The sequence below is a fragment of the Halomonas sp. MS1 genome (assembly GCF_024182575.1).
Lineage (GTDB): Bacteria > Pseudomonadota > Gammaproteobacteria > Pseudomonadales > Halomonadaceae > Vreelandella.
The window spans coordinates 1,769,619-1,793,766 of sequence record NZ_CP098926.1 but is presented as its reverse complement, the minus strand read 5'-3'; the positions used below and the strand labels follow the sequence as shown (position 1 = coordinate 1,793,766).

Genomic DNA, 24,148 nt, shown 5'->3' with positions numbered 1-24,148 from the left:
ACTCGTTGTTACTCGTTTTCCTTACCGTCGATTACAGCTCGTCGTCTGAATCAAGGGCGGTTAACTGAGCACCAAGCTCCTGCTCAACTTCGGTAGCCGAGGGGTTGAACAGACGCTCAACGTCTTCGCGTTTGCGACGACGCTCTGCGTGGTGAGTCAGACCGGTACCTGCCGGAATCAGACGCCCAACCACCACGTTTTCTTTCAGGCCGCGTAAATAATCGCGCTTGCCGGTCACCGCTGCTTCGGTCAATACACGTGTCGTTTCCTGGAACGACGCCGCTGAAATGAACGACTCAGTGGCCAAGCTGGCCTTAGTAATACCCAACAACAAGCGTTGATACTTGGCCGGGAATTTACCTTCTTTCTCGAGACGTGCATTTTGTTCTAGCACGCGTACGAGTTCAGCTTGATCGCCAGTAATAAAGTCAGAGTCACCTGAATCAGAGATCTCTACCTTACGCAGCATCTGACGAACAATGACTTCGATATGCTTATCGTTGATGCCTACACCCTGCAGGCGGTAAACATCTTGCACTTCGGCGGTGATGTATTTAGCCAGTTCCGCCACGCCCAATAAGCGCAGGATATCGTGGGGGTTGCTCGGACCATCCGAGATTACCTCACCCTTCTCAACGCTTTCACCCTCGAAGACAGCGATTTGACGCCACTTCGGGATCAGAGCTTCAAACGGGTCGCCAGACTCTGGAGTAATCGTCAAACGACGCTTACCCTTTGTCTCTTTACCGAAACTGACCACACCACTGATTTCAGCCAAGATTGACGACTCTTTCGGCTTACGCGCCTCAAACAAGTCGGCAACACGCGGCAGACCACCGGTAATATCTTTGTTACCAGACGCTTCTACCGGAATACGTGCAACAACTTCACCTACACCAATGGTAGCGCCATCATCGGCGGAGATAATCGAGTTGCCCGGCAGCAGATACTGTACCGGCGTATTCGATCCAGACACCGACACGTACTCGCCAGCAGCATCTTTCAGCATCACCATCGGGCGCTTATCGCGGCCTGCCATCGGGCGGGCTGCCGACTCGATAACCTCAATAGAGGACAGACCAGTCATTTCGTCGACGCTACGGTGCATGGTGACACCTTCGTCAAGGTCGATAAACTGCGCCTTACCTTCTACTTCGGCAATGATCGGATGAGTGTGCGGATCCCACTTCGCGACAATCGCACCGCCATCGACAACATCACCGTCACGAACGGACAGCTCTGCACCGTAAGGCAGCTTGTAGTACTCACGCTCGCGGCCATGGTCATCAGCCACTGCAAGTGCGCTGGAGCGAGAGACAACGACCAATTTGCCGTCGGCCCGCTCTACATGCTTGATGTTGTGGAGACGTACTTTACCACCATGCTTAACCTGAACGCTGTCGACTGCCGATGAGCGCGATGCCGCACCACCGATGTGGAACGTACGCATGGTCAGCTGGGTACCCGGCTCACCGATGGACTGTGCAGCGATAACACCGACAGACTCACCAATGTTGACCTGATGGCCACGCGCCAAGTCGCGGCCATAACAGGAGGCACACACGCCGTGGGCAGTGTCACAAGTAATGGTAGAACGAACAATGATCTCGTCGACACCCATGGTGTCTAGCGATGCACACCACTTTTCGTCCAGCAATGTGCCGCGCGGAATAAGCACTTCATCATTACTTGGATCAATAACATCAATCGCAACGACACGACCAAGGACACGCTGAGACAGCGGTACAATGATGTCGCCACCTTCGATGATCGGGTGCAGGGTCAAGCCGTTTTCGGTGCCACAATCGGTCTCAGTGATGACCAAGTCCTGGGCAACGTCAACCAGACGACGGGTCAGGTAACCGGAGTTAGCCGTTTTCAGAGCCGTATCCGCAAGACCTTTACGTGCACCGTGGGTCGAGATGAAGTACTGGAGTACGTTCAGACCTTCACGGAAGTTGGCGACGATCGGCGTTTCGATGATCGAGCCATCCGGCTTAGCCATCAAGCCACGCATACCCGCCAACTGACGGATCTGGGCGGCAGAACCACGCGCACCGGAGTCAGCCATGATAAAGACGCTGTTGAACGAGTCTTGCTCAACTTCGTTGCCTTCACGGTCGATGACGGTCTCTTTAGAGATACCTACCATCATCGCCTTGGCAACTTTATCGTTGGCCTTCGACCAGATATCGATGACCTTGTTGTACTTCTCACCGGCGGTTACCAGGCCAGAAGAGAACTGATCTTCGATCTCTTTAACTTCCGCTTCTGCAGCGTCGACAATCTCGGTTTTCGCATCAGGAATAACGAAGTCGTTAACACCGATAGAGGCGCCCGACCAGGTTGCCAAACGGAAACCGGTGTACATCAGTTGGTCAGCGAAGATAACCGTCGGTTTCAAACCTGCACGACGGTATACCTCGTTGATCAAGCTAGAGATCGCCTTTTTCTTCATCGGCTGATCGATTAGCGAGAACGGCACACCTTCCGGCAAAATGCGGAACAGTAGCGCACGGCCAACCGTCGTGTCGTAGATGCGGCGATGGAAACTACGCTCGCCGGTCTCTTCTTCGACATCGACTTCGTCCAGACGCACTTTCACGCGAGCGTGCAGCGATACTGACTGCGTGCCGAACGCGCGCTCCACCTCATTAAGGTCAGAGAACACCATGCCTTCGCCTTTGGCGTTGATCTTTTCACGGGTCATGTAATACAGACCCAGAACAACGTCTTGCGACGGCACGATAATCGGCTCGCCGTTAGCGGGCGACAGCACGTTATTGGTGGCCATCATCAGCGCACGCGCTTCAAGCTGGGCTTCCAGGGTCAGCGGTACGTGTACCGCCATCTGGTCACCGTCAAAGTCGGCGTTGTAGGCGGCACATACCAGCGGGTGCAGCTGGATTGCTTTACCTTCGATCAACAGCGGCTCAAACGCTTGGATACCAAGACGGTGGAGCGTCGGTGCGCGGTTAAGCAGTACCGGGTGCTCACGGATAACATCGGCGAGAATGTCCCACACCTCGGGCAATTCGCGTTCAACCATCTTCTTGGCAGCTTTGATCGTTGAGGCATAGCCCAGCGACTGCAGCTTGGAGTAGATAAACGGCTTGAACAGCTCAAGTGCCATTTTCTTGGGCAGACCACACTGGTGCAGACGCAGCGTCGGACCAACAGTGATTACCGAACGGCCGGAGTAATCGACGCGCTTACCTAGCAAGTTCTGACGGAAACGACCCTGCTTACCTTTGATCATATCGGCAAGGGATTTCAGCGGACGCTTGTTAGAACCCGTAATGGCACGACCACGACGGCCGTTATCCAACAACGCATCAACCGCTTCTTGCAGCATACGCTTCTCGTTACGCACGATAATATCCGGCGCATTGAGGTCAAGCAGACGCTTCAGACGGTTGTTACGGTTAATGACGCGACGATAAAGATCGTTCAGGTCTGAGGTCGCGAAGCGGCCGCCGTCCAGCGGTACCAACGGACGAAGATCCGGCGGCAGCACGGGCAGCACTTCCATGACCATCCACGCCGGCGCGTTGCCGGAGTGATAGAACGCTTCAAGCAGCTTCAAGCGCTTTGAAAGCTTCTTAATCTTAGTTTCAGAGTTAGTCTGCGGAATCTCTTCACGCAGGTGATTAATCTCTTCTTCCAGATCAATATCTTTCAGCAGTTCTTGGACAGCTTCAGCACCCATACGGGCGTCGAAGTCATCACCGAACTCTTCTAGCGCTTCAAAGTACTGCTCATCGTTGAGTAACTGACCACGCTCCAGCGTGGTCATACCGGGATCGATGACGACAAAGCTTTCGAAGTACAGCACGCGCTCGATATCACGCAGGGTCATATCGAGGAACATGCCGATACGCGACGGCAGTGACTTCAAGAACCAAATGTGAGCCACTGGCGATGCCAGTTCGATGTGGCCCATGCGCTCACGGCGCACGGCAGCCTTGGTGACTTCAACGCCACACTTCTCACAAATGATACCGCGGTGCTTCATGCGCTTATACTTACCGCACAAACACTCGTAGTCTTTGACTGGGCCGAAAATCTTGGCGCAGAACAGACCATCCCGTTCCGGTTTAAAGGTACGGTAGTTGATGGTCTCGGGCTTCTTCACCTCGCCAAACGACCAGGAGCGAATCATGTCCGGCGACGCCAGGGTAATCTTGATCGCGTCAAACTCTTCGGACTGAGATTGCGATTTGAGTACTTTCACCAAATCTTTCATGGGACGGCTCCTAGCTCTCTAACTCGATATCGATGCCCAGCGAGCGGATTTCCTTCACGAGTACGTTGAAGGATTCCGGCATGCCTGCCTGCATGGTGTGGTCGCCATCCACGATGTTTTTATACATCTTGGTGCGGCCTTCGACGTCGTCCGACTTGACGGTGAGCATCTCTTGCAGCGTATACGCGGCACCGTAAGCTTCCAGCGCCCATACTTCCATCTCACCAAAGCGCTGACCACCGAACTGCGCCTTACCACCCAGCGGCTGCTGAGTCACTAGCGAGTAAGAACCGGTAGAGCGCGCGTGCATCTTGTCGTCTACCAAGTGGTTCAGCTTGAGCATATACATGTAGCCAACGGTCACCGAGCGGTCAAACGCATCGCCAGTACGGCCATCGTACAGCGTCATCTGGCCAGACTCAGGAATGTCAGCAAGCTTCAGCAGGTGTTTGATCTCGTGCTCTTTAGCACCATCGAACACCGGCGTTGCCATAGGCACACCGCCTTTGAGGTTTTTCGCTAGCGCAATAATTTCTTCATCGCTTAACGAATCGATATCCTCAACACGGGTTCCCGGCGTGTTATATATCTGGCCCAGGAAGTCGCGAATTTCAGCAACTTGCTGACCACGGGCATCACGTAACATCGCGTCAATCTTGACACCCAAACCACGGGCAGCCATACCCAAGTGTGTTTCCAGGATCTGACCAACGTTCATCCGCGACGGTACACCCAGCGGGTTCAACACCACATCAACCGGCTCGCCCTTCTCATCGAACGGCATATCTTCGATGGGCATGATCGCCGAGATAACACCTTTGTTACCGTGGCGGCCTGCCATCTTGTCGCCAGGCTGAATGCGACGCTTAACCGCCATGTAAACCTTGACGATTTTAAGCACGCCCGGTGCGAGATCATCGCCCTGGGTCAGCTTGCGCTTCTTATCTTCAAAGCGCTCGTCCATCTCTTTACGACGGTTTTCGAGCTGCTCATCGGCCTGGGCCAACAGTTCGTTGTAAGCCTCATCCTGCATGCGCAGCTTGAACCACTGCTGACGCGGTAGCTCGTCGAGGTAAGCCTCATCAAGCACATCGCCTTTCTTCAGGTTCGGGCCGCCATTAACAGCCTGGCCTTCCAACGTACGCTGCAAACGCTCAAAAGTAGCGTCTTCAGCAATACGATAGGTTTCCTGAAGATCTTTACGCACTTCGTCCAGCTGCATCTGTTCGATAGCCAGTGCACGAGAGTCTTTTTCAACGCCGTCACGGGTAAATACCTGGACGTCGATGACAGTACCCTTCATGCCGGTCGGCGCACGCAGCGAGGTATCTTTAACGTCAGATGCTTTCTCACCGAAGATAGCGCGTAGCAGCTTCTCTTCCGGCGTCAGCTGGGTTTCACCTTTCGGTGTTACCTTACCGACCAGAATATCGCCGGGGCCAACTTCAGCACCGATGTAAACAACACCCGCTTCGTCCAATTTACCCAGCGCGGACTCACCAACGTTGGGAATATCGGCGGTGATCTCTTCCGGCCCTAACTTGGTATCGCGAGATACACAGGTCAGTTCCTGAATATGAATCGTGGTAAAGCGGTCTTCTTGAACTACCCGCTCAGACAGCAGGATAGAGTCCTCGAAGTTGTAACCATTCCAGGGCATGAACGCGATGCGCATGTTCTGGCCTAGCGCCAAATCACCCATATCAACAGACGGGCCGTCGGCAAGGATATCGCCACGGGCCACACTGTCGCCAGGCCGCACAATGGGGCGCTGGTTCATACAGGTGTTCTGGTTTGAACGGGTGTACTTGGTCAGGTTGTAGATATCAACACCGGCTTCACCGCCGATGATCTCATCTTCATGTACCCGTACCACGACACGACGTGCGTCAACGGAGTCGATCACACCACCACGACGTGCCACGGCACAAACACCGGAGTCACGCGCAACGAAGCGCTCCATGCCAGTACCCACTAGCGGCTTGTCAGCGCGCAAGGTGGGTACCGCCTGACGCTGCATGTTCGCACCCATCAAGGCGCGGTTAGCATCATCGTGCTCCAGGAACGGAATCAGTGCGGCCGCGACCGAAACAACCTGGCGCGGAGACACGTCCATCAAGGTGACCTGCTCAGGACGCATAAACGTGGTTTCACCACGATGACGCACCTGTACCAAGTCGTCACTCAGCCTGTTGGACTCATCCACAGCGGCAGACGCCTGGGCAATAACGAAATCACCCTCTTCGATCGCCGACAGGTGAACGATATCGTCCGTCACTTGACAGGAGTTGACCTTGCGGTACGGCGTTTCGAGGAAGCCGTAGCTGTTGGTGTGACTGTACGTCGCCAACGAGTTGATCAGACCGATGTTCGGGCCTTCCGGCGTTTCGATCGGACACAAGCGACCGTAGTGCGTAGCGTGTACGTCACGTACTTCGAAACCGGCACGCTCACGGGTCAAACCACCTGGGCCGAGTGCAGACACACGACGCTTGTGAGTAACCTCAGAAAGCGGGTTGTTCTGATCCATAAACTGGGACAGCTGGCTAGAACCGAAGAACTCTTTCACCGCTGCCGCCACCGGCTTAGCGTTGATCAGATCTTGCGGCATCAGGCCTTCGCTTTCCGCCATGGAAAGACGCTCTTTCACTGCACGCTCTACGCGAACCAAGCCAACGCGGAACTGGTTTTCAGCCATTTCGCCAACACAGCGAATACGGCGGTTACCCAGGTGGTCGATATCGTCAACGTCGCCAAAGCCGTTACGGATATTGATCAGCTCGCGCAGAACATCAAGGATGTCTTTGCGATCCAGTACACCAGAGCCCGTGTCGGTATCACGACGCAGACGGCGGTTGAACTTCATACGACCGACGCCTGACAGGTCGTAGCGATCTTCGCTGAAGAACAAGTTATTAAACAGCGTCTCAGCAGCTTCTTTGGTGGGCGGCTCACCAGGGCGCATCATGCGATAAATTTCGACCAACGCTTCAAGCGCGGAGCCGGTGGCATCCAGCTTAAGCGTATCGGAAATAAACGAACCACAGTCGAGGTCGTTGGTGTAGAGCGTTTCGATGTGGGTGATGCCACCCTGCGCCATACGCTCAAGTACTTCTGGCGTAATTTCGGTATTACACGGACAGATCAGCTCGCCAGTTTTAGTATCGATCTGATCCTTGGCCAACGTTTTACCAAACAGGTACTCCATCGGTATTTCCAGACGCTCCAGGCCGGCTTTTTCAAGCTGACGGATGTGCTTCTGGGTAATACGACGCCCTTCTTCAACAATGACATTACCTTCGCCATCTTTAATGTCGAAAGTCGCTGTTTCACCGCGCAGGCGTGACGGTACCAGCTCTACGAAGAAGCCAGTTTTTTCAATGCTAAACTTGCTGGTCTCGAAAAACTCTTCAAGGATCTCTTCGGTGCTCATTCCCAGGGCACGCATCAACACCGACGCTGGTAGTTTCCGGCGACGGTCAATACGTACAAAGACGTTGTCTTTAGGATCGAACTCGAAGTCCAGCCAGGAACCACGATAAGGAATCACTCGGGCAGAATAGAGCAGTTTACCAGAGGAGTGACTCTTGCCTTTATCGTGATCGAAGAACACACCGGGCGAACGGTGGAGCTGAGAAACGATAACCCGCTCAGTACCATTGATGACAAAGGTACCATTCTCGGTCATCAGGGGGATTTCCCCCATGTAGACTTCCTGCTCTTTAATATCCTTGATTGCCTTGTTCGAGGAGTCGCGATCATAGATGATCAAGCGAACCTTGACACGCAGCGGGGCGGAATAGGTCACGCCACGCAGCTGACACTCCTTTACATCGAACGCCGGCGTGCCGAAACGGTAGCTGACATACTCCAGCGCCGCATTCCCAGAGAAGCTTTCAATCGGAAACACGGACTTAAACGCCGCGTGCAGACCAATCTCGTGGCGCTCGTCGGGCGAACGATCCTGCTGGAGAAAGTCGTAGTAGGAATCAAGCTGGATGGCCAGCAAGTAAGGCACATCCATCACTTGGGGCAGTTTGCCGAAATCCTTGCGGATGCGTTTTTTCTCAGTATATGAGTAAGCCATCTGTATTCCCCAGCTTGTTCACCATGGGTGACCGATGCGTGGTCATCTGCCCCGCGGGCGTTTCAGACGCAGACAGCAAGCTCCTAAATCGGTAGCTCGCCGTCAAAAATCTTGATAGATAACAGTGTTACAGTAGTGCTGCTAGCGCTTCGTTATCACTCGCGCTTCACAACTTACGCTTCACAACTTACGCTTCACAACAACGGTCTTACTGTTTTGCTGCTTCTTACCGCAGCCTTCCTGCTGTAATGCTGCCGAGCAACATGATACAACAGAAAAAGGCCGGCAGCGGGATAAGCCCGCCGCCAGCCGTGGAAGCTTACGCAGCGCGTAAAGCCGTCAGCACAAGAATTACTTGAGCTCGACGCTTGCGCCCGCTTCTTCCAGCTTGGTTTTAGCTGCTTCAGCGTCTTCTTTAGACATTGCTTCTTTGATGGTAGCCGGCGCGCCATCAACTGCACCTTTGGCTTCTTTCAGGCCAAGACCAGTGATTTCACGAACTGCTTTGATGACGTTAACTTTCTTGTCACCAGCAGAGGTCAGTACCAGATCAAATTCAGTCTGTTCTTCAGCAGCTGCTTCGCCGCCGCCAGCCGGACCAGCCATTACGGCTGCTGCAGCAGAAACGCCGAATTTCTCTTCCATTGCTTCGATCAGCTCGACAACTTCCATTACGGACATGTCGGCTACAGCATTGATGATATCGTCTTTGGTCAGTGCCATTGTCTCATTCCTAACTTTGCGGGAGCCTCGGTCTACCGAGTGCTCAGGATTCATTGCATGGTTCAAGCAGCGCCCTGCTTATGCAGCGCAAACTGCTTGCAAAAAGGCCTGCTTATGCAGCTTCTTCTTGCTTCTGGTCGCGCAGGGCGGCCAGAGTACGAACCAGCTTGCCAGCGGAGGCTTCTTTCATTACCGACATCAACTTGGCAATTGCTTCGTCGTAAGTCGGTAGGGTTGCCAGACGATCGATGTCAGCAGCCGGAATCAGCTCACCTTCGTAGGCCAGCGCCTTCACTTCGAAGTTCTGATCTTGCTTCGCGAACTCTTTGAACAAACGAGCGGCAGCGCCCGGGTGCTCAGTAGAGAAAGCCAGCAGAGTAGGACCAACAAAGCTCTCGTTCAGGCACTCCCACTGAGTACCTTCGAGGGCGCGGCGTGCCAGAGTGTTGCGAACAACACGCAGCTGGACGCCATTCTCACGCGCTTGCTTACGCAGGTCGGTCATTTTACCGACTGTAACGCCGCGAGAATCGGCAACTACGACGGAGAGTGCGCCCTTGGCCGCTTCACTGACCTCGGCAACAATCGCTTTCTTGCCTTCAAGTGCTAGTGGCACAGTGATCACTCCTTCGTGCCGGAACCCACAACAGGCTCCGGTGGTTACCATCTCTTCCAGACGATAAATAAATAACGCTGGAAGCCTTGGGGGATGGTGCTCACCAGAAAGCGGTTTGGCTAAAAACCTCAACCAACTGGCGGCCACACCATCTGCGCAGGCGCTTTAAGGGCGATTAAGCCGCACCTCTAAAAGATGCGGCACCTGCGGTCTTTGACGATGCCCTGCCTGGCTTACGCATTAACAGGGGACCGCAAAGTTCTTGCTCGGTTCTTACAAAAATCGTACGACTACCTGCTTATACCAACGCAGAATGGTCGATAGTCAAGCCCGGGCCCATGGTAGTGGACAGGGTGACTTTCTTAAAGTAGATACCTTTAGAAGAGCTCGGCTTGAGCCTCTTAAGGTCAGCAACCAGCGCTTCCAGGTTACCCAGAACAGCAGATGCTTCAAAATCAGCTTTACCCAACGTTGTGTGGATAATGCCATTTTTGTCGGTACGGAAACGCACCTGGCCTGCCTTAGCATTTTTAACCGCAGTGGCAACGTCAGGTGTAACGGTACCAACTTTCGGGTTAGGCATCAGGCCGCGCGGACCAAGAATCTGACCCAGCTGACCGACAACACGCATAGCATCTGGAGAGGCAATCACGACGTCAAAATCCATCACGCCTTTTTTGACTTGCTCAGCCAAATCTTCCATACCTACGATGTCAGCGCCTGCTTCTTTAGCAGCATCGGCGTTAGCACCCTGGGTGAAGACCGCTACGCGTACGTCTTTGCCAGTACCGTTAGGCATGACAGTAGCGCCACGTACAACTTGGTCAGATTTACGCGGATCAACACCAAGGTTGATCGCCACATCCAAGGACTCTTTGAATTTAACGGTGGACAGCTCAGCGAGCAGCGCAACCGCTTCTTCAAGAGAGTAAGCTTTGTTCGGGTCTACTTTCTCGCGAATAACTTTCGCGCGCTTAGTTAGTTTAGCCATGATCAGAGACCCTCCACGTTTAGGCCCATGCTACGAGCGCTGCCAGCGATGGTGCGCACCGCGGCATCGAGATCAGAAGCCGTCATATCGGGCTCTTTGGTCTTAGCGATCTCTTCGAGCTGTTCACGCGTAACGGTACCAACCTTCTTCTTGTTCGGCTCACCAGAACCAGACTTGATGCCCGCTGCTTTTTTCAGCAGTACGGCAGCAGGCGGCGTCTTGGTGACGAACGTGAAGCTACGGTCAGAGTAAACGGTGATCACGACAGGCGTCGGCAGACCTGGCTCAATTTCTTGAGTAGCCGCGTTGAACGCCTTACAGAATTCCATGATGTTCACGCCGTGCTGACCCAGCGCGGGGCCGACGGGCGGACTAGGATTGGCTTTACCTGCAGCAACCTGCAGTTTGATATAAGCCTGTACTTTCTTGGCCATGCTAAATACTCCAGTTGGGTGATAGCGCCTTACGGCTCCCCGGTACACATAAAGCAGCGCTTAGCTGCTTCACATAATGCAAGGATGGCGTGCAATGCACACCACCCCGCTACTTAATTAAATTTACTCTTTCTCTACCTGAGAGAACTCAAGCTCCACAGGCGTTGCGCGCCCGAAGATCAGCACGCTGACCTGCAAACGGCTCTTATCATAGTTCACTTCTTCAACGACACCGTTAAAGTCAGCAAACGGACCATCAATAACGCGGACCGACTGACCCGGCTCAAACATGGTTTTGGGCCGCGGCTTATCAGTACCGTCTTTCACGCGACGCAAAATAGCATCGGCTTCACGCGAAGTAATAGGTGCAGGCTTCTCTTTCGTGCCACCAATAAACCCCATTACACGCGGAGTTTCATTGACGAGATGCCAGGTTTCATCGGCCATTTCCATCTCGACCAGCACGTAGCCTGGATAGAATTTGCGCTCACTCTTACGGCGCTTTCCGTCACGCACTTCAACGACTTCTTCCGTCGGCACGAGAATTTCGCCAAAGCGATCTTCCATGCCATACATTTTCACGCGCTCGACAAGCGAACGCATGACATGCTTTTCAAAGCCGGAATAAGCGTGGACGACATACCAACGTTTGGACATGAAAGCTCCTAACCAATGACGCCGGACATCGCCCAGCCAAGAAGAGTATCAATCAACCACAGCATCAAACCCACCACCACAACAGCCGCCAGCACAATGGCTGTAGTCTGAATGGTTTCGGGGCGAGTCGGCCATACAACGCGCTGTATCTCTTTCTTGGCGCTGACGGCAAGCTCTACTAAATCGCGACCTTTAGCAGTGGTCAGCGCGATCAAACCCGCAATCACACACAACACCACCACACCTAATACGCGGTAGAGCAGGCCAATATCAGCGAAATAGGTATTACCAACAACTGCAACAACAAGCAGCGCCACAACCGCCGCCCACTTGAGCCCGTCATGGCGCGACTGTTGCACCTCTTCGCCATGTTTTACGGAACTAGGCTTCATAAAAACGAGACTCCCAAGGGTGCAGCGAGCGACAAAGGAATTCTAGAAAAAGACATACCAACCTGGGGAAGGCTGGCAGGCCAGGAGGGAATCGAACCCCCAACCTGCGGTTTTGGAGACCGCTGCTCTGCCAATTGAGCTACTGGCCTGTATCGTCATGTGCGCAAACAAATGCCTACGCAACAGCGGGCGCCATAATAGCGGATAACTTTCCGCCTGACAACCCTCAACACTTATCAAACTGACAAGTGAAAACAAAAAAAGCGAGCTTGGCTCGCTTTTATGCAATATGGAGCTCATGGACGGAATTGAACCGTCGACCTCACCCTTACCAAGGGTGTGCTCTACCCCTGAGCTACATGAGCTAAATACATCAAACTGGAGCGGGCGGCGGGAATCGAACCCGCACCATCAGCTTGGAAGGCTGAGGTTCTACCATTGAACTACGCCCGCCGAACTTGCCTATGGAATGACAACCCGTTGCACGAGATACAGTAGCTAAGCCCGCTTACCGGCCTTTCATTCCCAAGCAATGACTCAGTCACTGCTCGATAAAACTGGTGGAGAGGGAAGGATTCGAACCTTCGAAGCTTTCGCGGCAGATTTACAGTCTGCTCCCTTTGGCCACTCGGGAACCTCTCCAGCTGTGGCGGCACATTATGCCAGCCTCCAAAGCCATGTCAAGCTTACAAACTCTTTATTTATCAAAGCTTGTGAACTTACCAACACTTGCGCACTAATATTTAAAGTGGCTTATGCCTTGGAACGCGCTGCATTCTGTCAAAGCAGCATTGAGAATGCAAGACCTGCGCGAATTTTTTCTAACGAAACAGGCTCAGGCACCCCTGGTGCGCCTGACATTTTTCCAGCACGCTCCGCAAAGGTCAGCGGAAAGCAGGCTTCCAGCCCCCCGTAGACCATATCCGGCCATACCGCATGGGGCACTTGAACACCACGGGAAACCACTCTGGCATCACCACCCGTCAATAGCACTGGCAATGCGATCCCCTGCTGATCGCAGACTTCACTGTAAATTCTATTAATCGCACTGACCGCCGCCATATAGATACCGTGATTGACAGCATCTACCGTGCGCCTCCCCGGCTCCAATAACGCATCAGCTTCACTTTCTGGATCAATGGCTACGTTGCGGGTGCCTAATTTAAGGCTCTCTTTCATTAATCGTAACCCGGGGACGATAAATCCGCCGAGATGGACACCACCCGGCAATACAAAATCAATGGTGATCGCACTACCACAATCGACTGCACAGCAACCGCCCGCCAATTGGTAGCCTGCCAGCGCCCCCATCCAACGATCGACGCCCAGTCGCCCAGGCTCTTCATACCCGTTGACAACACCCAGTGCTTCAGGAGTTGAGCGTGCAACATACACTTGGCGCACTTGGCGACGCAGCAAGGCAACGGCCTCCTCCAGCACGGCAGCTCTAGCGACACTGGAAATGCGCACCGCCTCGACGACATCAAGATTCGGAATATCTGACCCAGGCCGCCACTCCTCCCGTGTCCACACAGCACCTCGTGAACGTATTTCACTACTTTCGGCATCTTTTAAACGCCATTTCGATAGCGTATTGCCGATATCCAAATCCAAAATCATAGGCGCCTGCGTACACTGATCTCACCGCCCGACAGGCGTCGCGAGTGATCATTTTCGGTAACCCAAAGATTACCACTCTCATCTACCTCTCTAGCCACTGCATCGCTTGAGCGCTCACCCTGAATAATACGGATCGGCAACCCTGCATAGGCATGGCGACTATTCCATTCATCTCGCCAAGGGGCAAACCCTTCGCTTTCGAAACCTGCCAGCATATCCAATAGCTCAGACACCATATCCGCGGCTAACTGATTGCGCGAAATACCCGCTTTTGCATCAAACAGCGCTGCCACAGGCTGATCAATAGCGGCACGCAAGCTATCGGGTAGCGATAGATTCATACCAATGCCAATGACCACTTCACAGGGGCCCGCTGCATCCCCAGTGACTTCAATCAAAATACCGGCCAGCTTGCCAAGCTCACTACCTTTCTCTGCCAGCAGTATATCGTTAGGCCATTTTAATTTTGGTGAAACCCCATACTGCTCCAGCACTTGAGCAACCACCACGCCAACCGCAAGACTCAACCCCTCCAGCGCATTAACTCCTGATTCAAAACGCCAGCCAAGCGAGAGCATCAAGCTTTGCCCCCAAGGCGTAGACCATACGCGCCCGCGACGGCCACGACCTGCGGTTTGTAGCTCAGCGAAGCATACCTCACCGTGCCCGGCCCCCTGCGCAAAGCGTTCGCGCACATATTCATTGCTCGATGGCAACTGGTCTTCAATGAATAGCCTGGTTAAGAGGTGGCGAGCACTAGCGGGCAAACGCTCTACAATTTTTGCCCCATCAAGCGGCTCTAGCGGATAGGCAAGTCGATACCCTCGACCTTTCACAGCCACCAATTCAACGCCCAGTGCGTCTAATTTTTTTAGTTGTTTCCATACGGCGGCTCGAGAAACGCCCAGCGCTTCACCTAATTGTTCACCGGAATGAACCTCGCCATCGCTCAACAAACGCATCAGGTTACCGATGGTCATGTGCTTGCCCCAACTGGGAAAACGCCTATCTTAACGGAAGCACCGCTGGAGCGAAAACTGCCATGTTTAGGTTATTGACTTGCACCTTTATTTAAGACAGCACTGGTAGTGGACCGCGCCCAGACCCTATAATGCCGCCCTATTTTTCTAGCAGGATCGCGTCGTGATCGAGAATCTTCGCAACATTGCCATCATCGCCCACGTTGACCACGGTAAAACTACCTTGGTAGACAAGCTGTTAAGCCAGTCCGGAACGCTCGACCGCAAGGCCGAAGGCCAAGAGCGCATCATGGACTCCAATGACCAGGAAAAAGAGCGCGGTATTACCATCCTGGCCAAAAACACTGCTATTCAGTGGCAAGATGGCAATGGTAAGGATTACCACATCAACATCGTGGACACCCCTGGACACGCCGACTTTGGTGGCGAAGTTGAGCGGGTTATGTCCATGGTGGACTCGGTACTGCTTCTGGTAGACGCCGTTGACGGCCCTATGCCGCAGACTCGCTTCGTTACCCAGAAAGCATTTGCCCAGGGCCTGAAGCCGATTGTCGTCGTCAATAAAATTGACCGCCCCGGCGCACGCCCGGATTGGGTTATCGACCAGATCTTTGATCTGTTTGACAACCTAGGGGCTTCTGATGACCAGCTCGACTTCCCGATCATCTACTGCTCGGCGCTAAACGGCATTGCCGGCATGGACCCTGAAGAGCTGGCCGACAACATGGACCCCATGTTCCAGGCGATTGTCGATATCGTTGAGCCGCCCGCGGTTGAGATCGATGGTCCATTCCAGATGCAAATCTCCGCACTGGATTACAACAGCTACGTCGGCGTTATCGGCCTTGGCCGCATCAAGCGTGGCTCGGTGAAGCCTAACCAGCAAATCTCGATCATCAGCGTTGATGGCTCTACCCGTAAGGGTAAGATCGGCCAGGTCATGACTCATATGGGTCTTGAGCGCGTCCAGACAACGGAAGCGACAGCAGGCGATATCGTCTGCGTTACTGGCATTGAAGATCTATCAATTTCTGACACGCTGTGTGACCCGAGTGCCATTGAAGCGCTGCCGCCGTTGTCTGTTGACGAGCCGACCGTTTCGATGACGTTCCAGGTCAATGACTCACCGTTCGCCGGAAAAGAAGGTAAGTTCGTCACCAGCCGTAATATTAAAGATCGTCTGGAACAAGAGCTTATCCACAACGTGGCGCTACGCGTTGAACAGGGCGAAACCCCTGAGAAGTTCAAAGTTTCTGGCCGTGGTGAGCTTCACTTATCAGTGTTGATTGAAACCATGCGTCGCGAAGGCTTCGAGCTGGCGGTTGGCCGCCCAGAAGTCATCATTAAAGAGATCGACGGCGTTAAGCAAGAGCCCTACGAAGAAGTCATCATCGACTGTGAAGAGCAGCATCAAGGCTCGATCATGGAAGAGCTTGGCTACCGCAAGGGTGAAATGACCAATATGAACCCCGATGGTAAGGGTCGTGTGCGTCTCGACTTCATCATCCCGGCGCGCGGTTTGATTGGTTTCCGTGGTCAATTCTTAACCTTGACCTCCGGCACCGGCATCCTGACCAGCCGCTTTGATCACTACGGCCCGCTAAAGCCCGATGCTTCCATCGAGCGTCGCAATGGCGTACTGGTCTCAATGGTTGGCGGCAAAGCCCTTGCTTATGCACTCTACGCCCTGCAAGAACGCGGCAAGCTGATTATCGATCACGCCACTGAAGTATACGAAGGTATGCTGATTGGTATTAATAATCGTGCCAATGACATGGTCGTTAACCCGACCAAAGGTAAGAAACTCGATAACATGCGCTCAACGGGTAACGATGAAAACATCGTGTTGACGCCGCCGATCAAGTTTACTCTTGAGCAGGCTATCGAATTCTTGGATTCCGATGAACTGGTTGAAGTTACTCCCAGCCATATTCGTCTACGCAAGAAGCACCTGACCGAAAACGAGCGCAAGCGTGCTAGCAAGAAGTAAGCTCTCACCAGTCCATGCTCGATAGTCAGTACCCCAAAGCCCGCCATGTGCGGGCTTCTTTTTTAGCTTCGGCTAACGATCCCCCCTCGCTCATTTCCCGTCTCCGTATTACCCCACACGCCCCGCCCCCTGCGCCAAGTGGCTTCGTAAACGCAGCCTTAACGCTAGCAGGCTGGTAAGCGTAAGCGTTCTATCGCACAGTAACGCTACTATCAGTGCGTCCCTAGGCCGCTGGCAATCTACAATGCATACAAGTGTTTGGATAGTTACCCTCATCCTTCCACTACCACACGGACACTCCTCCACATGAGCGGTCATAACGTCTGGACTCACAAAGGCACGTTTTTGCTGGCAGCGGTCGGTTCAGCCGTCGGCTTGGGCAATCTCTGGCGCTTCCCCTATCTCACCGGGGAAAATGGTGGCGGCGCGTTTATTTTAATTTATGCATTGACCATCTTTGCTGTCGGCATCCCCATTTTAATTGCCGAAACAATGCTTGGCCGTACCAGTCGTCAAAGCCCTATTATGGGGATGCGCCATTTAACTAAAACACACAAGACCTCCCGTGCCTGGGAATCGATTGGCTGGTTGGGCGCTGCTTCCGCTTTTTTAATTTTGAGCTTTTATTCCGTCATCGCTGGCTGGGCACTGCACTACACGTGGCTGATGCTAACCGGCTCACTCGTGGGTGCCGATGCAGCAACGATTAGTGCTGGCTTTGATGCGTTGCTGGCGTCTCCGGGTCTGATGACGCTTTATCACACGCTGTTTATCGCCTTCTCGGCATTAATTGTCGGTATGGGGATTCATAAAGGGATAGAGTCAGGGCTGCGCATCATGATGCCAGCGCTGTTTGTTATTCTCATCGTGGTGCTTATCTACGGCGTCATCAATGGCGACGTGAGAGCGGCAGCCAGCTTTCTGTTTACGTTCAATATTGCCGATCTCAGCTTAGAAGGCTGGTTACAAGCGATGGGGCAATCCTTCTTCACCCTGAGCCTTGGAATGGGGGCCATCATGGCCTACGGCGCTTATATGTCCAGCGAAGCCTCTCTAACCCGTACCGCTATCGCCGTGGCATTTGTAGATACTGCGGTTGCCATGGTGGCAGGGCTAGCAATTTTCTCGCTGGTCTTTGGTGCGGGGCTCGAAACCGGCCAAGGCCCGGGACTGATGTTTGTTACTCTGCCGCTAGCGTTTGCTGACATGCCGTTTGGTGCTCTGGTGGGCGGGGTCTTTTTTATTCTGGTGCTAGGGGCCGCGATTAGCTCGTCTATTTCATTGATAGAGCCGGTCGCTGCCTTCCTGGTTGAGCGTTTTGATATGACCCGCCCTCAGGCAGTCACCATCATGGTCGTCGCGGCTTGGGCGATGGGCTTACTGACCGTGGTGAGCTTCAACATATGGGCCGAAGGGACGCTTTTCCACGCTCTATTTGGACGCAGCGCTTTTGAATTCATTGAGCTGTTGACCAATATCTTTATGCCGCTGGGCGGGCTAATGATCGCTCTATTCGCGGGCTGGGCACTGACTCAAAATGAAGTCATGAAAGAGCTTGGCACCAACATCACTTGGTTTAAAACGTGGCGCTTCCTGGTGCGCTTTGTTGGCCCTGCTGCGGTGTCGTTTGTATTTTTACGCACTATTCCACAGGTGGAAGGCTACGTTGTCCCAACCCTCGGCGCACTGCTCATTGTGGGTGTATTTGCCTTGAGTCAGCGGCTGCGTAAGTCTGCTTAATATAATTCTAATAACGCGGGTGGACAAAGGTCGCCTGCGGCGCGAGGACACGATGACTCCCCTTATTGAGGTACAACACGTCAACAAAGCCTTCGGCGGGCTGCACGTTATCAATGACTGCTCAATCCGGGTTGAAAAGGGTTCGATTACCGGCATGATCGGCCCCAATGGGGCAGGTAAGTCGACGCTTTTCAATTTAATTGCGGGCGCACTTACGCCAGATAGTGGCCGCATTCTGCTGGACGGTGAAGACATTACGTCGCTAAGCGCTGATCAACGTTTTCACAAAGGGTTACTGCGCACCTTCCAAATCGCCCATGAGTTCAGCCAAATGAGCGCGCTGGAAAACTTGATGATGGTGCCACCCAACCAAGCAGGGGAACGTCTATTCAACACCTGGTTCAAGCCTGCTCTGGTCCGCAGCCAGGAGGCAGAGGTACGCCGCCGCGCACTGGAAGTCATTGAGTTTGTTGGTTTGCATCATGTACGCAACGAGCTTGCGGGCAACTTATCGGGTGGTCAGAAAAAATTGCTAGAGCTTGGCCGCACGATGATGACCGATGCCAAAGTCGTGCTGTTAGACGAAATCGCCGCCGGTGTAAACCGCACGCTACTCGGCGACTTAATGGGCAACATCGAACGTTTAAATCGCGAAATGGGCTATACCTTTCTGGTGATTGAGCACGATATGGATATGATTTCGCGGCTCTGCGATCCAGTGATTGTACTGGCACAAGGCAGCGTTATGGTTGAGGGTTCAATTGAAGAAATACAAAACAATCCGGCCGTTATAGAAGCCTATTTCGGTACTGATGCCGCTTGATAGCGCTGAGTTTGTCACCTAAACAATAGCCACAATAACATGGTCGCCATTGTTCACCGCAGTGCGGCCCAGCTGAGACGCGTTTATGTCATCCACACCGTCATCCCCACAGCCACTGCTCGAGGCACGCGATGTGCACGGCGGCTATGGCAGTATGAATATCCTTAACGGGGTCAATATGACCCTGTATGCCGATGAAGTCGGTGTCATTGTTGGCCCTAACGGGGCTGGCAAATCCACTATGCTAAAAGCAGTATTTGGGCTGCTGAACGTTAATCAAGGCGAGATTTTGCTTAACGGTCAGCCGATCCATAACCTGCCGCCGAATCAGTTGGTTGAGCGTGGTATGGGGTTTGTCCCCCAGGAGAAAAACGTTTTCCCCAGCCTGACGGTGAAGGAAAACCTGGAAATGGGCGCCTATCTAAAACCTCAAAACGTAAAGCGCATGCTGGAGCAAGTTTACGACTTCTTCCCCCCTCTCGTTGAGAAGCGCCACCAGCCTGCAGGAGAGCTTTCCGGTGGCCAGCGCCAAATGGTCGCCATGGGCCGTGCGCTAATGGCTGAACCTAGTCTGCTGCTGCTGGATGAGCCAACCGCTGGCTTGTCGCCCCTTTACATGAATGAAATTTTTGACCGGGTAAAAAAAATCAACGCTGCCGGTGTGGGCATTTTGATGGTGGAACAGAATGCTAAACAGGCCTTAGCCATTGCCGATAAAGGCTTTGTGCTGGCGGCGGGACAAAACCGCTTTACAGACACGGGGGCTGCGTTACTGGCTGACCCTGACGTCGCCAAAAGCTTTTTGGGCGGCTAGCCCGGGGGAGAAACGCGTGAACGAACTGGTCTTTTTTATCAATAACGTAGTGATTGCAGGTAGCGTCACTGGCTCTATTTATGCCATTGGCGCCATTGGCGTCACGCTCATTTTTAGCATTATGCGCTTTGCCCACTTTGCCCATGCCGACATCATGACGTTTGGTGCCTTCATGGTGCTGCTCCTGACGACCGCCTTCCCAGCGGTGGGCGCCAGTATCGGGGTGCCGACGGCGCTCATCATGCTGCCGCTAGCGATGCTGCTTACTGCAGCGCTGGCAGTAGGCATTGATAAAGCGTTTTATAAGCCGCTACGCGCCCATGGCGTCAAGCCTATCGTGATGGTGATTGGCTCGCTGGGCGTGACACTTATGCTCCAAGGGCTTATCCGGCTATTCTCAGGCACCGGTGGTCAGAGCTTGTACGTCGATGACCGCAAGGAAATTTTCCGCATCGCGCTACCTTTCGAGGGCGTTCGGGCCCCCATCGTGATTACCGAACCACAGATTTATCTGTTTGTGATTACGCTAGTGGCCGTGGTCGCCCTACACCTATTCCTCAATCGCTCGCGACTTGGCAAAGCCATGCGCGCCATGTCAGACAACCCCGAGCTTGCCCAGGCATCTGGTATTAATACCAACACCATCGTGGCCGTCACATGGGTGATTGCTGGCGCACTGGCGGCAATTGCGGGCACCCTGCTGTCATTAGACGTCACGTTTAAACCCGACCTAAGCTTCTTCCTGCTACTGCCTATTTTCGCGGCGGCCATTGTCGGCGGCGTAGGCCACCCCTACGGGGCCATTGCAGGAGGATTTGTCGTCGGCTTTGCAGAAACCCTGGCAGTATTTAATTGGAATGTTCTCCTGCGCCCTTTCCGCGACAGCCTACCTACTTGGCTAGAGCTCCCTTCCAATCTCGCCTTTGTAGGCACTGAGTACAAAATTGTGGTGCCGTTCTTTATTTTGGTGGCCATCTTAGTGTGGCGCCCTACCGGCCTGTTTAAAGGCAAGGTGATCTAATGAGCCATTCCACAAAAAACCGTAATCCTGCTTACACGCCCAAAGATGCCACTCCTGAACGGCGCTTTCCGTTGCGCGAACTGGTGCTGTTTGGCGCTCTATTAGCTGCCGTGCTAGCGGTGTACGCGATAATGGGAGCGGCCTACAGCACGCGTATGCTGGTAGAGGCTGCTTGTTACGCCATTCTTGCCCTGGGCCTAACGATTCAATGGGGCTATGCCGGGCAGTTTAATGCTGGCGTCATGGGCTTCGTCGCGCTCGGCGGTTTCTGCGCCATGCTATTTAGCGTCCCGGTGAATGACGCATTCTGGGGTACTGAACTGCCGGGAGAGCTCGGCCAAGTTCTGCTGTATGGCATTGCGGCAACCTTGATCGTCGTCGGAGTGACAAAGCTTGACCGATTCGGCGTGCCGAAAAAGCTACGCACCGTGCTCGCCATCGTGATCGGAATCGTACTCTATTTGATTGTCATCAGCCTGCTGCGCGAAGTGACCAGCCAAATACAGTCTCAAGCGGGCTTTATTGGCGGATTTGGCTTGCCGGCCTGGGTGGGCTGGATTGTAGGTGGCGCGCTTGCTGGCGGCGTTGGTTACTTTATTGGCCACGTTTGCCTTGGCCTACGCAGTGACTACCTCGCCATTGCCACCCTGGGTATCGCGGAAATCATCAAAGCTTTTTTGAAAAATTCCGACTGGCTGACGCGTGGCACGGCCACGGTATCACCTCTTCCTTGGCCGACCCCCGGCCCGGCGGAACTCGGCTTTACGCTTTCCCGAGCAATTTATCTCTCAGTGACAGCTGTCGTGATCGCAGTGATTTTCTTTTTACTCCATCGGGCTTACCACGCCCCCTGGGGAAGAATGATTCGTGCGATTCGCGATAACGAAGTCTCGTCAGCGGCCATGGGTAAAGATATCAATAAGCGGCGCTTGGAGATTTTCGTATTAGGCTGCATTTTGATGGGCCTTGGCGGCGGCATGCTGGGCACCTTTAACAGCCTGTTTGATCCTCAAGGCTACTTGCCTCTCAACCACACCTTCCTGGTGCTGGTCATGGTTATTTTAGGTGGCCCAGGTAATAACCTTGGCACCATTTTTGGGGCGGTCGCGGTTTATATCATTTGGATTATGTCAGAGCCGTTGGCGCTATTTTTAATGCAACTAGCGGTCACACTGGGGGAAAACGCCTTCGGCTGGGAAGCGCCTAGCAATATGGATAGCCGGGCACTGCAAGCGCGGGTTCTGGTAATCGGTATGTTGATTACCCTGGTACTACGCTTTGCTCCGAAAGGTCTGTTGCCAGAGAAAATTAAAACCCTCGGTTAACGTCCTCACAGTGTTAAAAACTTACAGTGCTAAAAAACGCCCCAGGCTCGCCTGGGGCGTTTCGGTTATTGCTTAAAGAGCGTCATTTTGACTAGAGGTCAACCAAGCCCTTGCCGGTGAACGAGCCGTCTTCTACCACCATTTCCACAACAACCCCAGGCACGTCGCCGTTTTCATCAAATTCATGAGAGCCAGAGGCGCCTTCGTAGTTGATCTCGGTACCCGCTGCGATCAGCTCAAGTGCTTTTTCCCACTCACCCGGCAGTATCACTTCGCCTGGCGCACTGGAAACACTGCGTAGCGCTTCAGAAAGCCCTTCACGCTCGGCACTGCCATTTTGCTCAATAGCCAACGCTACTAGGAAAGCCGCGTCATAAGCTTGGGCAGCAAACACGGCACTAGGATCAATGTCTGCCGCAGTAGCCGCTTCATTAAAGATGTCCGTGCCGGGGAGATCAGGGCTACCAGGCCGTGTGGCGATCATGCCGTCTAGCACGTCTGCGCCAATCGCTTCTATTAAGCTATCCCCCACCATGCCATCGGCGCCCACATACTGGGTGAACATGCCGCTTTCGTAGGCTTGGCGCAGTACCGTCTGGCCGGAGGTATCGGCATAGGCCAGCACGACCAGCGTGTCTGCGCCACTCGAAGACAGCGAGCCAAGCTCAGAGCGATAGTCGGCACGGTTATCTTCATGTGCGAGGTTTTCGGCTATTTCGCCACCGCCCGCTTCAAAGGCGCCACTGAAGGCATCCGATAAGCCACGGCCATAGTCGTTGTTAACGTAGGTCACCGCGACAAAGTCGATACCTTTATCAAGCAGTAGCTTAGCAAGCATTTCGCCCTGGAAGGCATCCGATGGCACGGTACGGAAAACTAAGTCGTTGTCGTCTAACTCAGAGACAGCGGGGGCCGTTGACGCAGGTGAGACCATCAACACACCACCGGGAACCGCGGCGTTATTAGCAGCGGCAACCGTCGCCCCAGTACATAAAGCGCCGACAATCGCGGTGACTTGCTCAGAGTTCACCATACGATCTGCGGCGTTAGACGCAGCCGATGCATCCGAGCAGGTGGTATCCCCGGAAGGCATTTCCAATGTTTGCCCACCCAAGATACCGCCCTGCTCATTTATCTGCGCAACGGCAAGCTGAGCACCTGCAAAAATGGGTGGCGTCAGGCTTTCAATTCCCCCGGTAAAGCCGCCCAAGAAGCCAACTTTGACCTCCGCCTGGGCCATGCCCGCTAAAGCGAGTGATGAGGCCGCAACGGCGGTGGCTAATGTGCGCTTATTAATCATATTATTGGTCGCTCCCAGTATATTAAGTGCCCCGACTGTCCAGCGCGGGACTTCTCTTAATCTGGAACCGTAACGCCAAAAACACAAGCAACGCTTTCTAACGCTCCTCCTCTTCATCCGCATTTTGGCGACGCTCAGCCATCTGTTTTTGGTAACGCTTATTTTGGTACAGTCGCACCAGCGCAATCGTAAGCGCCGACGCGATCATGACAGCCAGCACACCCCCTTGCCAGGGGCGCGCAGCATCGCCCATTACGGTTTCCAGCGTAATAATCAGCATTAAACCCAGCGCCTGCGACCCAATGGCCAGCGCCCGCAGTATGTCGAAAGCGGGTTGTGGCATAGACATCTCCGTAATGTTTAACGTGCGTGGTATGGTTCACCAGTGT

Annotated in this window: 18 protein-coding genes and 4 tRNA genes; 6 read left to right on the top strand and 16 right to left on the bottom strand. The window is 53.7% G+C overall.

All coding sequences use genetic code 11. The features are described from left to right. Window positions 1-31: 31 nt before the first annotated feature. The 14 genes from rpoC to NF683_RS07970 all read right to left on the bottom strand — a co-directional run bounded on the left by rpoC (window position 32) and on the right by NF683_RS07970 (window position 14,746). Window positions 32-4,246: a DNA-directed RNA polymerase subunit beta' gene (rpoC, locus tag NF683_RS08035; RefSeq protein WP_253921697.1), complete on the bottom strand. Its 4,215-nt coding sequence runs from the start codon at window positions 4,244-4,246 to the stop codon at window positions 32-34. A 10-nt stretch (window positions 4,247-4,256) separates the two neighbouring features. Next, window positions 4,257-8,333: a DNA-directed RNA polymerase subunit beta gene (gene rpoB, locus NF683_RS08030; protein WP_089040013.1), complete on the bottom strand. Its 4,077-nt coding sequence runs from the start codon at window positions 8,331-8,333 to the stop codon at window positions 4,257-4,259. Between the two features lie 351 nt (window positions 8,334-8,684). After that, window positions 8,685-9,056 carry a 50S ribosomal protein L7/L12 gene (gene rplL, locus NF683_RS08025; protein WP_038480362.1) on the bottom strand — a complete coding sequence of 124 codons (372 nt, stop codon included), beginning with the start codon at window positions 9,054-9,056 and terminating at the stop codon, window positions 8,685-8,687. Between the two features lie 112 nt (window positions 9,057-9,168). Next, window positions 9,169-9,672, bottom strand: coding sequence for a 50S ribosomal protein L10 (rplJ, locus tag NF683_RS08020; RefSeq protein WP_009723910.1), 504 nt, complete (start codon window positions 9,670-9,672; stop codon window positions 9,169-9,171). A 298-nt stretch (window positions 9,673-9,970) separates the two neighbouring features. Continuing rightward, the gene (gene rplA / locus NF683_RS08015; RefSeq protein WP_030074217.1) at window positions 9,971-10,663 is read right to left on the bottom strand and encodes a 50S ribosomal protein L1; all 693 of its coding nucleotides are present in this window, start codon (window positions 10,661-10,663) and stop codon (window positions 9,971-9,973) included. 2 nt (window positions 10,664-10,665) lie between these two features. Further along, window positions 10,666-11,097, bottom strand: a complete 432-nt coding sequence (gene rplK / locus NF683_RS08010; RefSeq protein ID WP_009098963.1) for a 50S ribosomal protein L11 — start codon at window positions 11,095-11,097, stop codon at window positions 10,666-10,668. Between the two features lie 123 nt (window positions 11,098-11,220). Continuing rightward, window positions 11,221-11,754: a transcription termination/antitermination protein NusG gene (gene nusG, locus NF683_RS08005; protein ID WP_038480355.1), complete on the bottom strand. Its 534-nt coding sequence runs from the start codon at window positions 11,752-11,754 to the stop codon at window positions 11,221-11,223. 8 nt (window positions 11,755-11,762) lie between these two features. Further along, the gene (gene secE, locus NF683_RS08000; protein ID WP_125744928.1) at window positions 11,763-12,146 is read right to left on the bottom strand and encodes a preprotein translocase subunit SecE; all 384 of its coding nucleotides are present in this window, start codon (window positions 12,144-12,146) and stop codon (window positions 11,763-11,765) included. 73 nt (window positions 12,147-12,219) lie between these two features. Further along, window positions 12,220-12,295, bottom strand: a tRNA-Trp gene (locus tag NF683_RS07995). Window positions 12,296-12,436: 141 nt separating this feature from the next. Continuing rightward, a tRNA-Thr gene (locus tag NF683_RS07990) sits at window positions 12,437-12,511 on the bottom strand. A gap of 14 nt (window positions 12,512-12,525) precedes the next feature. Beyond that, window positions 12,526-12,599 (bottom strand) — tRNA-Gly (locus NF683_RS07985). Between the two features lie 105 nt (window positions 12,600-12,704). After that, window positions 12,705-12,788 (bottom strand) — tRNA-Tyr (locus tag NF683_RS07980). A gap of 138 nt (window positions 12,789-12,926) precedes the next feature. Beyond that, window positions 12,927-13,766, bottom strand: a complete 840-nt coding sequence (locus NF683_RS07975; protein ID WP_253921696.1) for a type III pantothenate kinase — start codon at window positions 13,764-13,766, stop codon at window positions 12,927-12,929. Beyond that, the gene (locus NF683_RS07970) at window positions 13,763-14,746 is read right to left on the bottom strand and encodes a biotin--[acetyl-CoA-carboxylase] ligase (protein WP_120385937.1); all 984 of its coding nucleotides are present in this window, start codon (window positions 14,744-14,746) and stop codon (window positions 13,763-13,765) included. Before NF683_RS07970 ends, NF683_RS07975 begins: the two co-directional genes overlap by 4 nt. A 163-nt stretch (window positions 14,747-14,909) precedes the next feature. On the opposite strand from NF683_RS07970, the gene typA reads away from it, so the two are divergent. The 6 genes from typA (at window position 14,910) to NF683_RS07940 (ending at window position 22,459) form a co-directional block, all read left to right on the top strand. Further along, a complete protein-coding gene (gene typA, locus NF683_RS07965) occupies window positions 14,910-16,736 on the top strand; it encodes a translational GTPase TypA (protein ID WP_253921695.1) in 1,827 nt (608 codons plus the stop codon). A 306-nt stretch (window positions 16,737-17,042) separates the two neighbouring features. After that, window positions 17,043-18,476 (top strand): sodium-dependent transporter, encoded by a 1,434-nt coding sequence (locus tag NF683_RS07960; RefSeq protein WP_253921694.1) that lies wholly within the window; start codon window positions 17,043-17,045, stop codon window positions 18,474-18,476. A 52-nt stretch (window positions 18,477-18,528) separates the two neighbouring features. Then, a complete protein-coding gene (locus NF683_RS07955) occupies window positions 18,529-19,299 on the top strand; it encodes an ABC transporter ATP-binding protein (RefSeq protein WP_083000439.1) in 771 nt (256 codons plus the stop codon). 85 nt (window positions 19,300-19,384) lie between these two features. Continuing rightward, complete coding sequence (locus NF683_RS07950) at window positions 19,385-20,113, top strand: ABC transporter ATP-binding protein (RefSeq protein ID WP_030074224.1); 729 nt, start codon at window positions 19,385-19,387, stop codon at window positions 20,111-20,113. A 16-nt stretch (window positions 20,114-20,129) separates the two neighbouring features. Next, a complete protein-coding gene (locus NF683_RS07945) occupies window positions 20,130-21,134 on the top strand; it encodes a branched-chain amino acid ABC transporter permease (RefSeq protein ID WP_253921693.1) in 1,005 nt (334 codons plus the stop codon). Next, window positions 21,134-22,459: a branched-chain amino acid ABC transporter permease gene (locus tag NF683_RS07940; RefSeq protein ID WP_089040021.1), complete on the top strand. Its 1,326-nt coding sequence runs from the start codon at window positions 21,134-21,136 to the stop codon at window positions 22,457-22,459. Before NF683_RS07945 ends, NF683_RS07940 begins: the two co-directional genes overlap by 1 nt. Before the next feature lie 91 nt (window positions 22,460-22,550). Here the strand turns inward: NF683_RS07940 and NF683_RS07935 are convergent, their stop codons facing one another. Both NF683_RS07935 and NF683_RS07930 read right to left on the bottom strand, forming a co-directional pair. Beyond that, window positions 22,551-23,759 carry an ABC transporter substrate-binding protein gene (locus NF683_RS07935; RefSeq protein ID WP_089040022.1) on the bottom strand — a complete coding sequence of 403 codons (1,209 nt, stop codon included), beginning with the start codon at window positions 23,757-23,759 and terminating at the stop codon, window positions 22,551-22,553. 97 nt (window positions 23,760-23,856) lie between these two features. Continuing rightward, the gene (locus NF683_RS07930; RefSeq protein ID WP_253921692.1) at window positions 23,857-24,102 is read right to left on the bottom strand and encodes a hypothetical protein; all 246 of its coding nucleotides are present in this window, start codon (window positions 24,100-24,102) and stop codon (window positions 23,857-23,859) included. Window positions 24,103-24,148: the final 46 nt, after the last annotated feature.

Excerpts from the sequence above, each read along its gene's own strand:
- nusG (WP_038480355.1), bottom strand. The coding sequence starts at position 11,754 with ATGTCCAAACGTTGGTATGTCGTCCACGCTTATTCCGGCTTTGAAAAG.
- NF683_RS07940 (WP_089040021.1), top strand. The coding sequence starts at position 21,134 with ATGAGCCATTCCACAAAAAACCGTAATCCTGCTTACACGCCCAAAGAT.
- NF683_RS07950 (WP_030074224.1), top strand. The coding sequence starts at position 19,385 with ATGTCATCCACACCGTCATCCCCACAGCCACTGCTCGAGGCACGCGAT.
- rplL (WP_038480362.1), bottom strand. The coding sequence starts at position 9,056 with ATGGCACTGACCAAAGACGATATCATCAATGCTGTAGCCGACATGTCC.
- rplK (WP_009098963.1), bottom strand. The coding sequence starts at position 11,097 with ATGGCCAAGAAAGTACAGGCTTATATCAAACTGCAGGTTGCTGCAGGT.
- rpoB (WP_089040013.1), bottom strand. The coding sequence starts at position 8,333 with ATGGCTTACTCATATACTGAGAAAAAACGCATCCGCAAGGATTTCGGC.
- NF683_RS07955 (WP_083000439.1), top strand. The coding sequence starts at position 18,529 with ATGACTCCCCTTATTGAGGTACAACACGTCAACAAAGCCTTCGGCGGG.
- NF683_RS07970 (WP_120385937.1), bottom strand. The coding sequence starts at position 14,746 with ATGACCATCGGTAACCTGATGCGTTTGTTGAGCGATGGCGAGGTTCAT.
- rpoC (WP_253921697.1), bottom strand. The coding sequence starts at position 4,246 with ATGAAAGATTTGGTGAAAGTACTCAAATCGCAATCTCAGTCCGAAGAG.
- secE (WP_125744928.1), bottom strand. The coding sequence starts at position 12,146 with ATGAAGCCTAGTTCCGTAAAACATGGCGAAGAGGTGCAACAGTCGCGC.
- NF683_RS07960 (WP_253921694.1), top strand. The coding sequence starts at position 17,043 with ATGAGCGGTCATAACGTCTGGACTCACAAAGGCACGTTTTTGCTGGCA.
- NF683_RS07930 (WP_253921692.1), bottom strand. The coding sequence starts at position 24,102 with ATGCCACAACCCGCTTTCGACATACTGCGGGCGCTGGCCATTGGGTCG.
- rplA (WP_030074217.1), bottom strand. The coding sequence starts at position 10,663 with ATGGCTAAACTAACTAAGCGCGCGAAAGTTATTCGCGAGAAAGTAGAC.
- NF683_RS07935 (WP_089040022.1), bottom strand. The coding sequence starts at position 23,759 with ATGATTAATAAGCGCACATTAGCCACCGCCGTTGCGGCCTCATCACTC.
- NF683_RS07975 (WP_253921696.1), bottom strand. The coding sequence starts at position 13,766 with ATGATTTTGGATTTGGATATCGGCAATACGCTATCGAAATGGCGTTTA.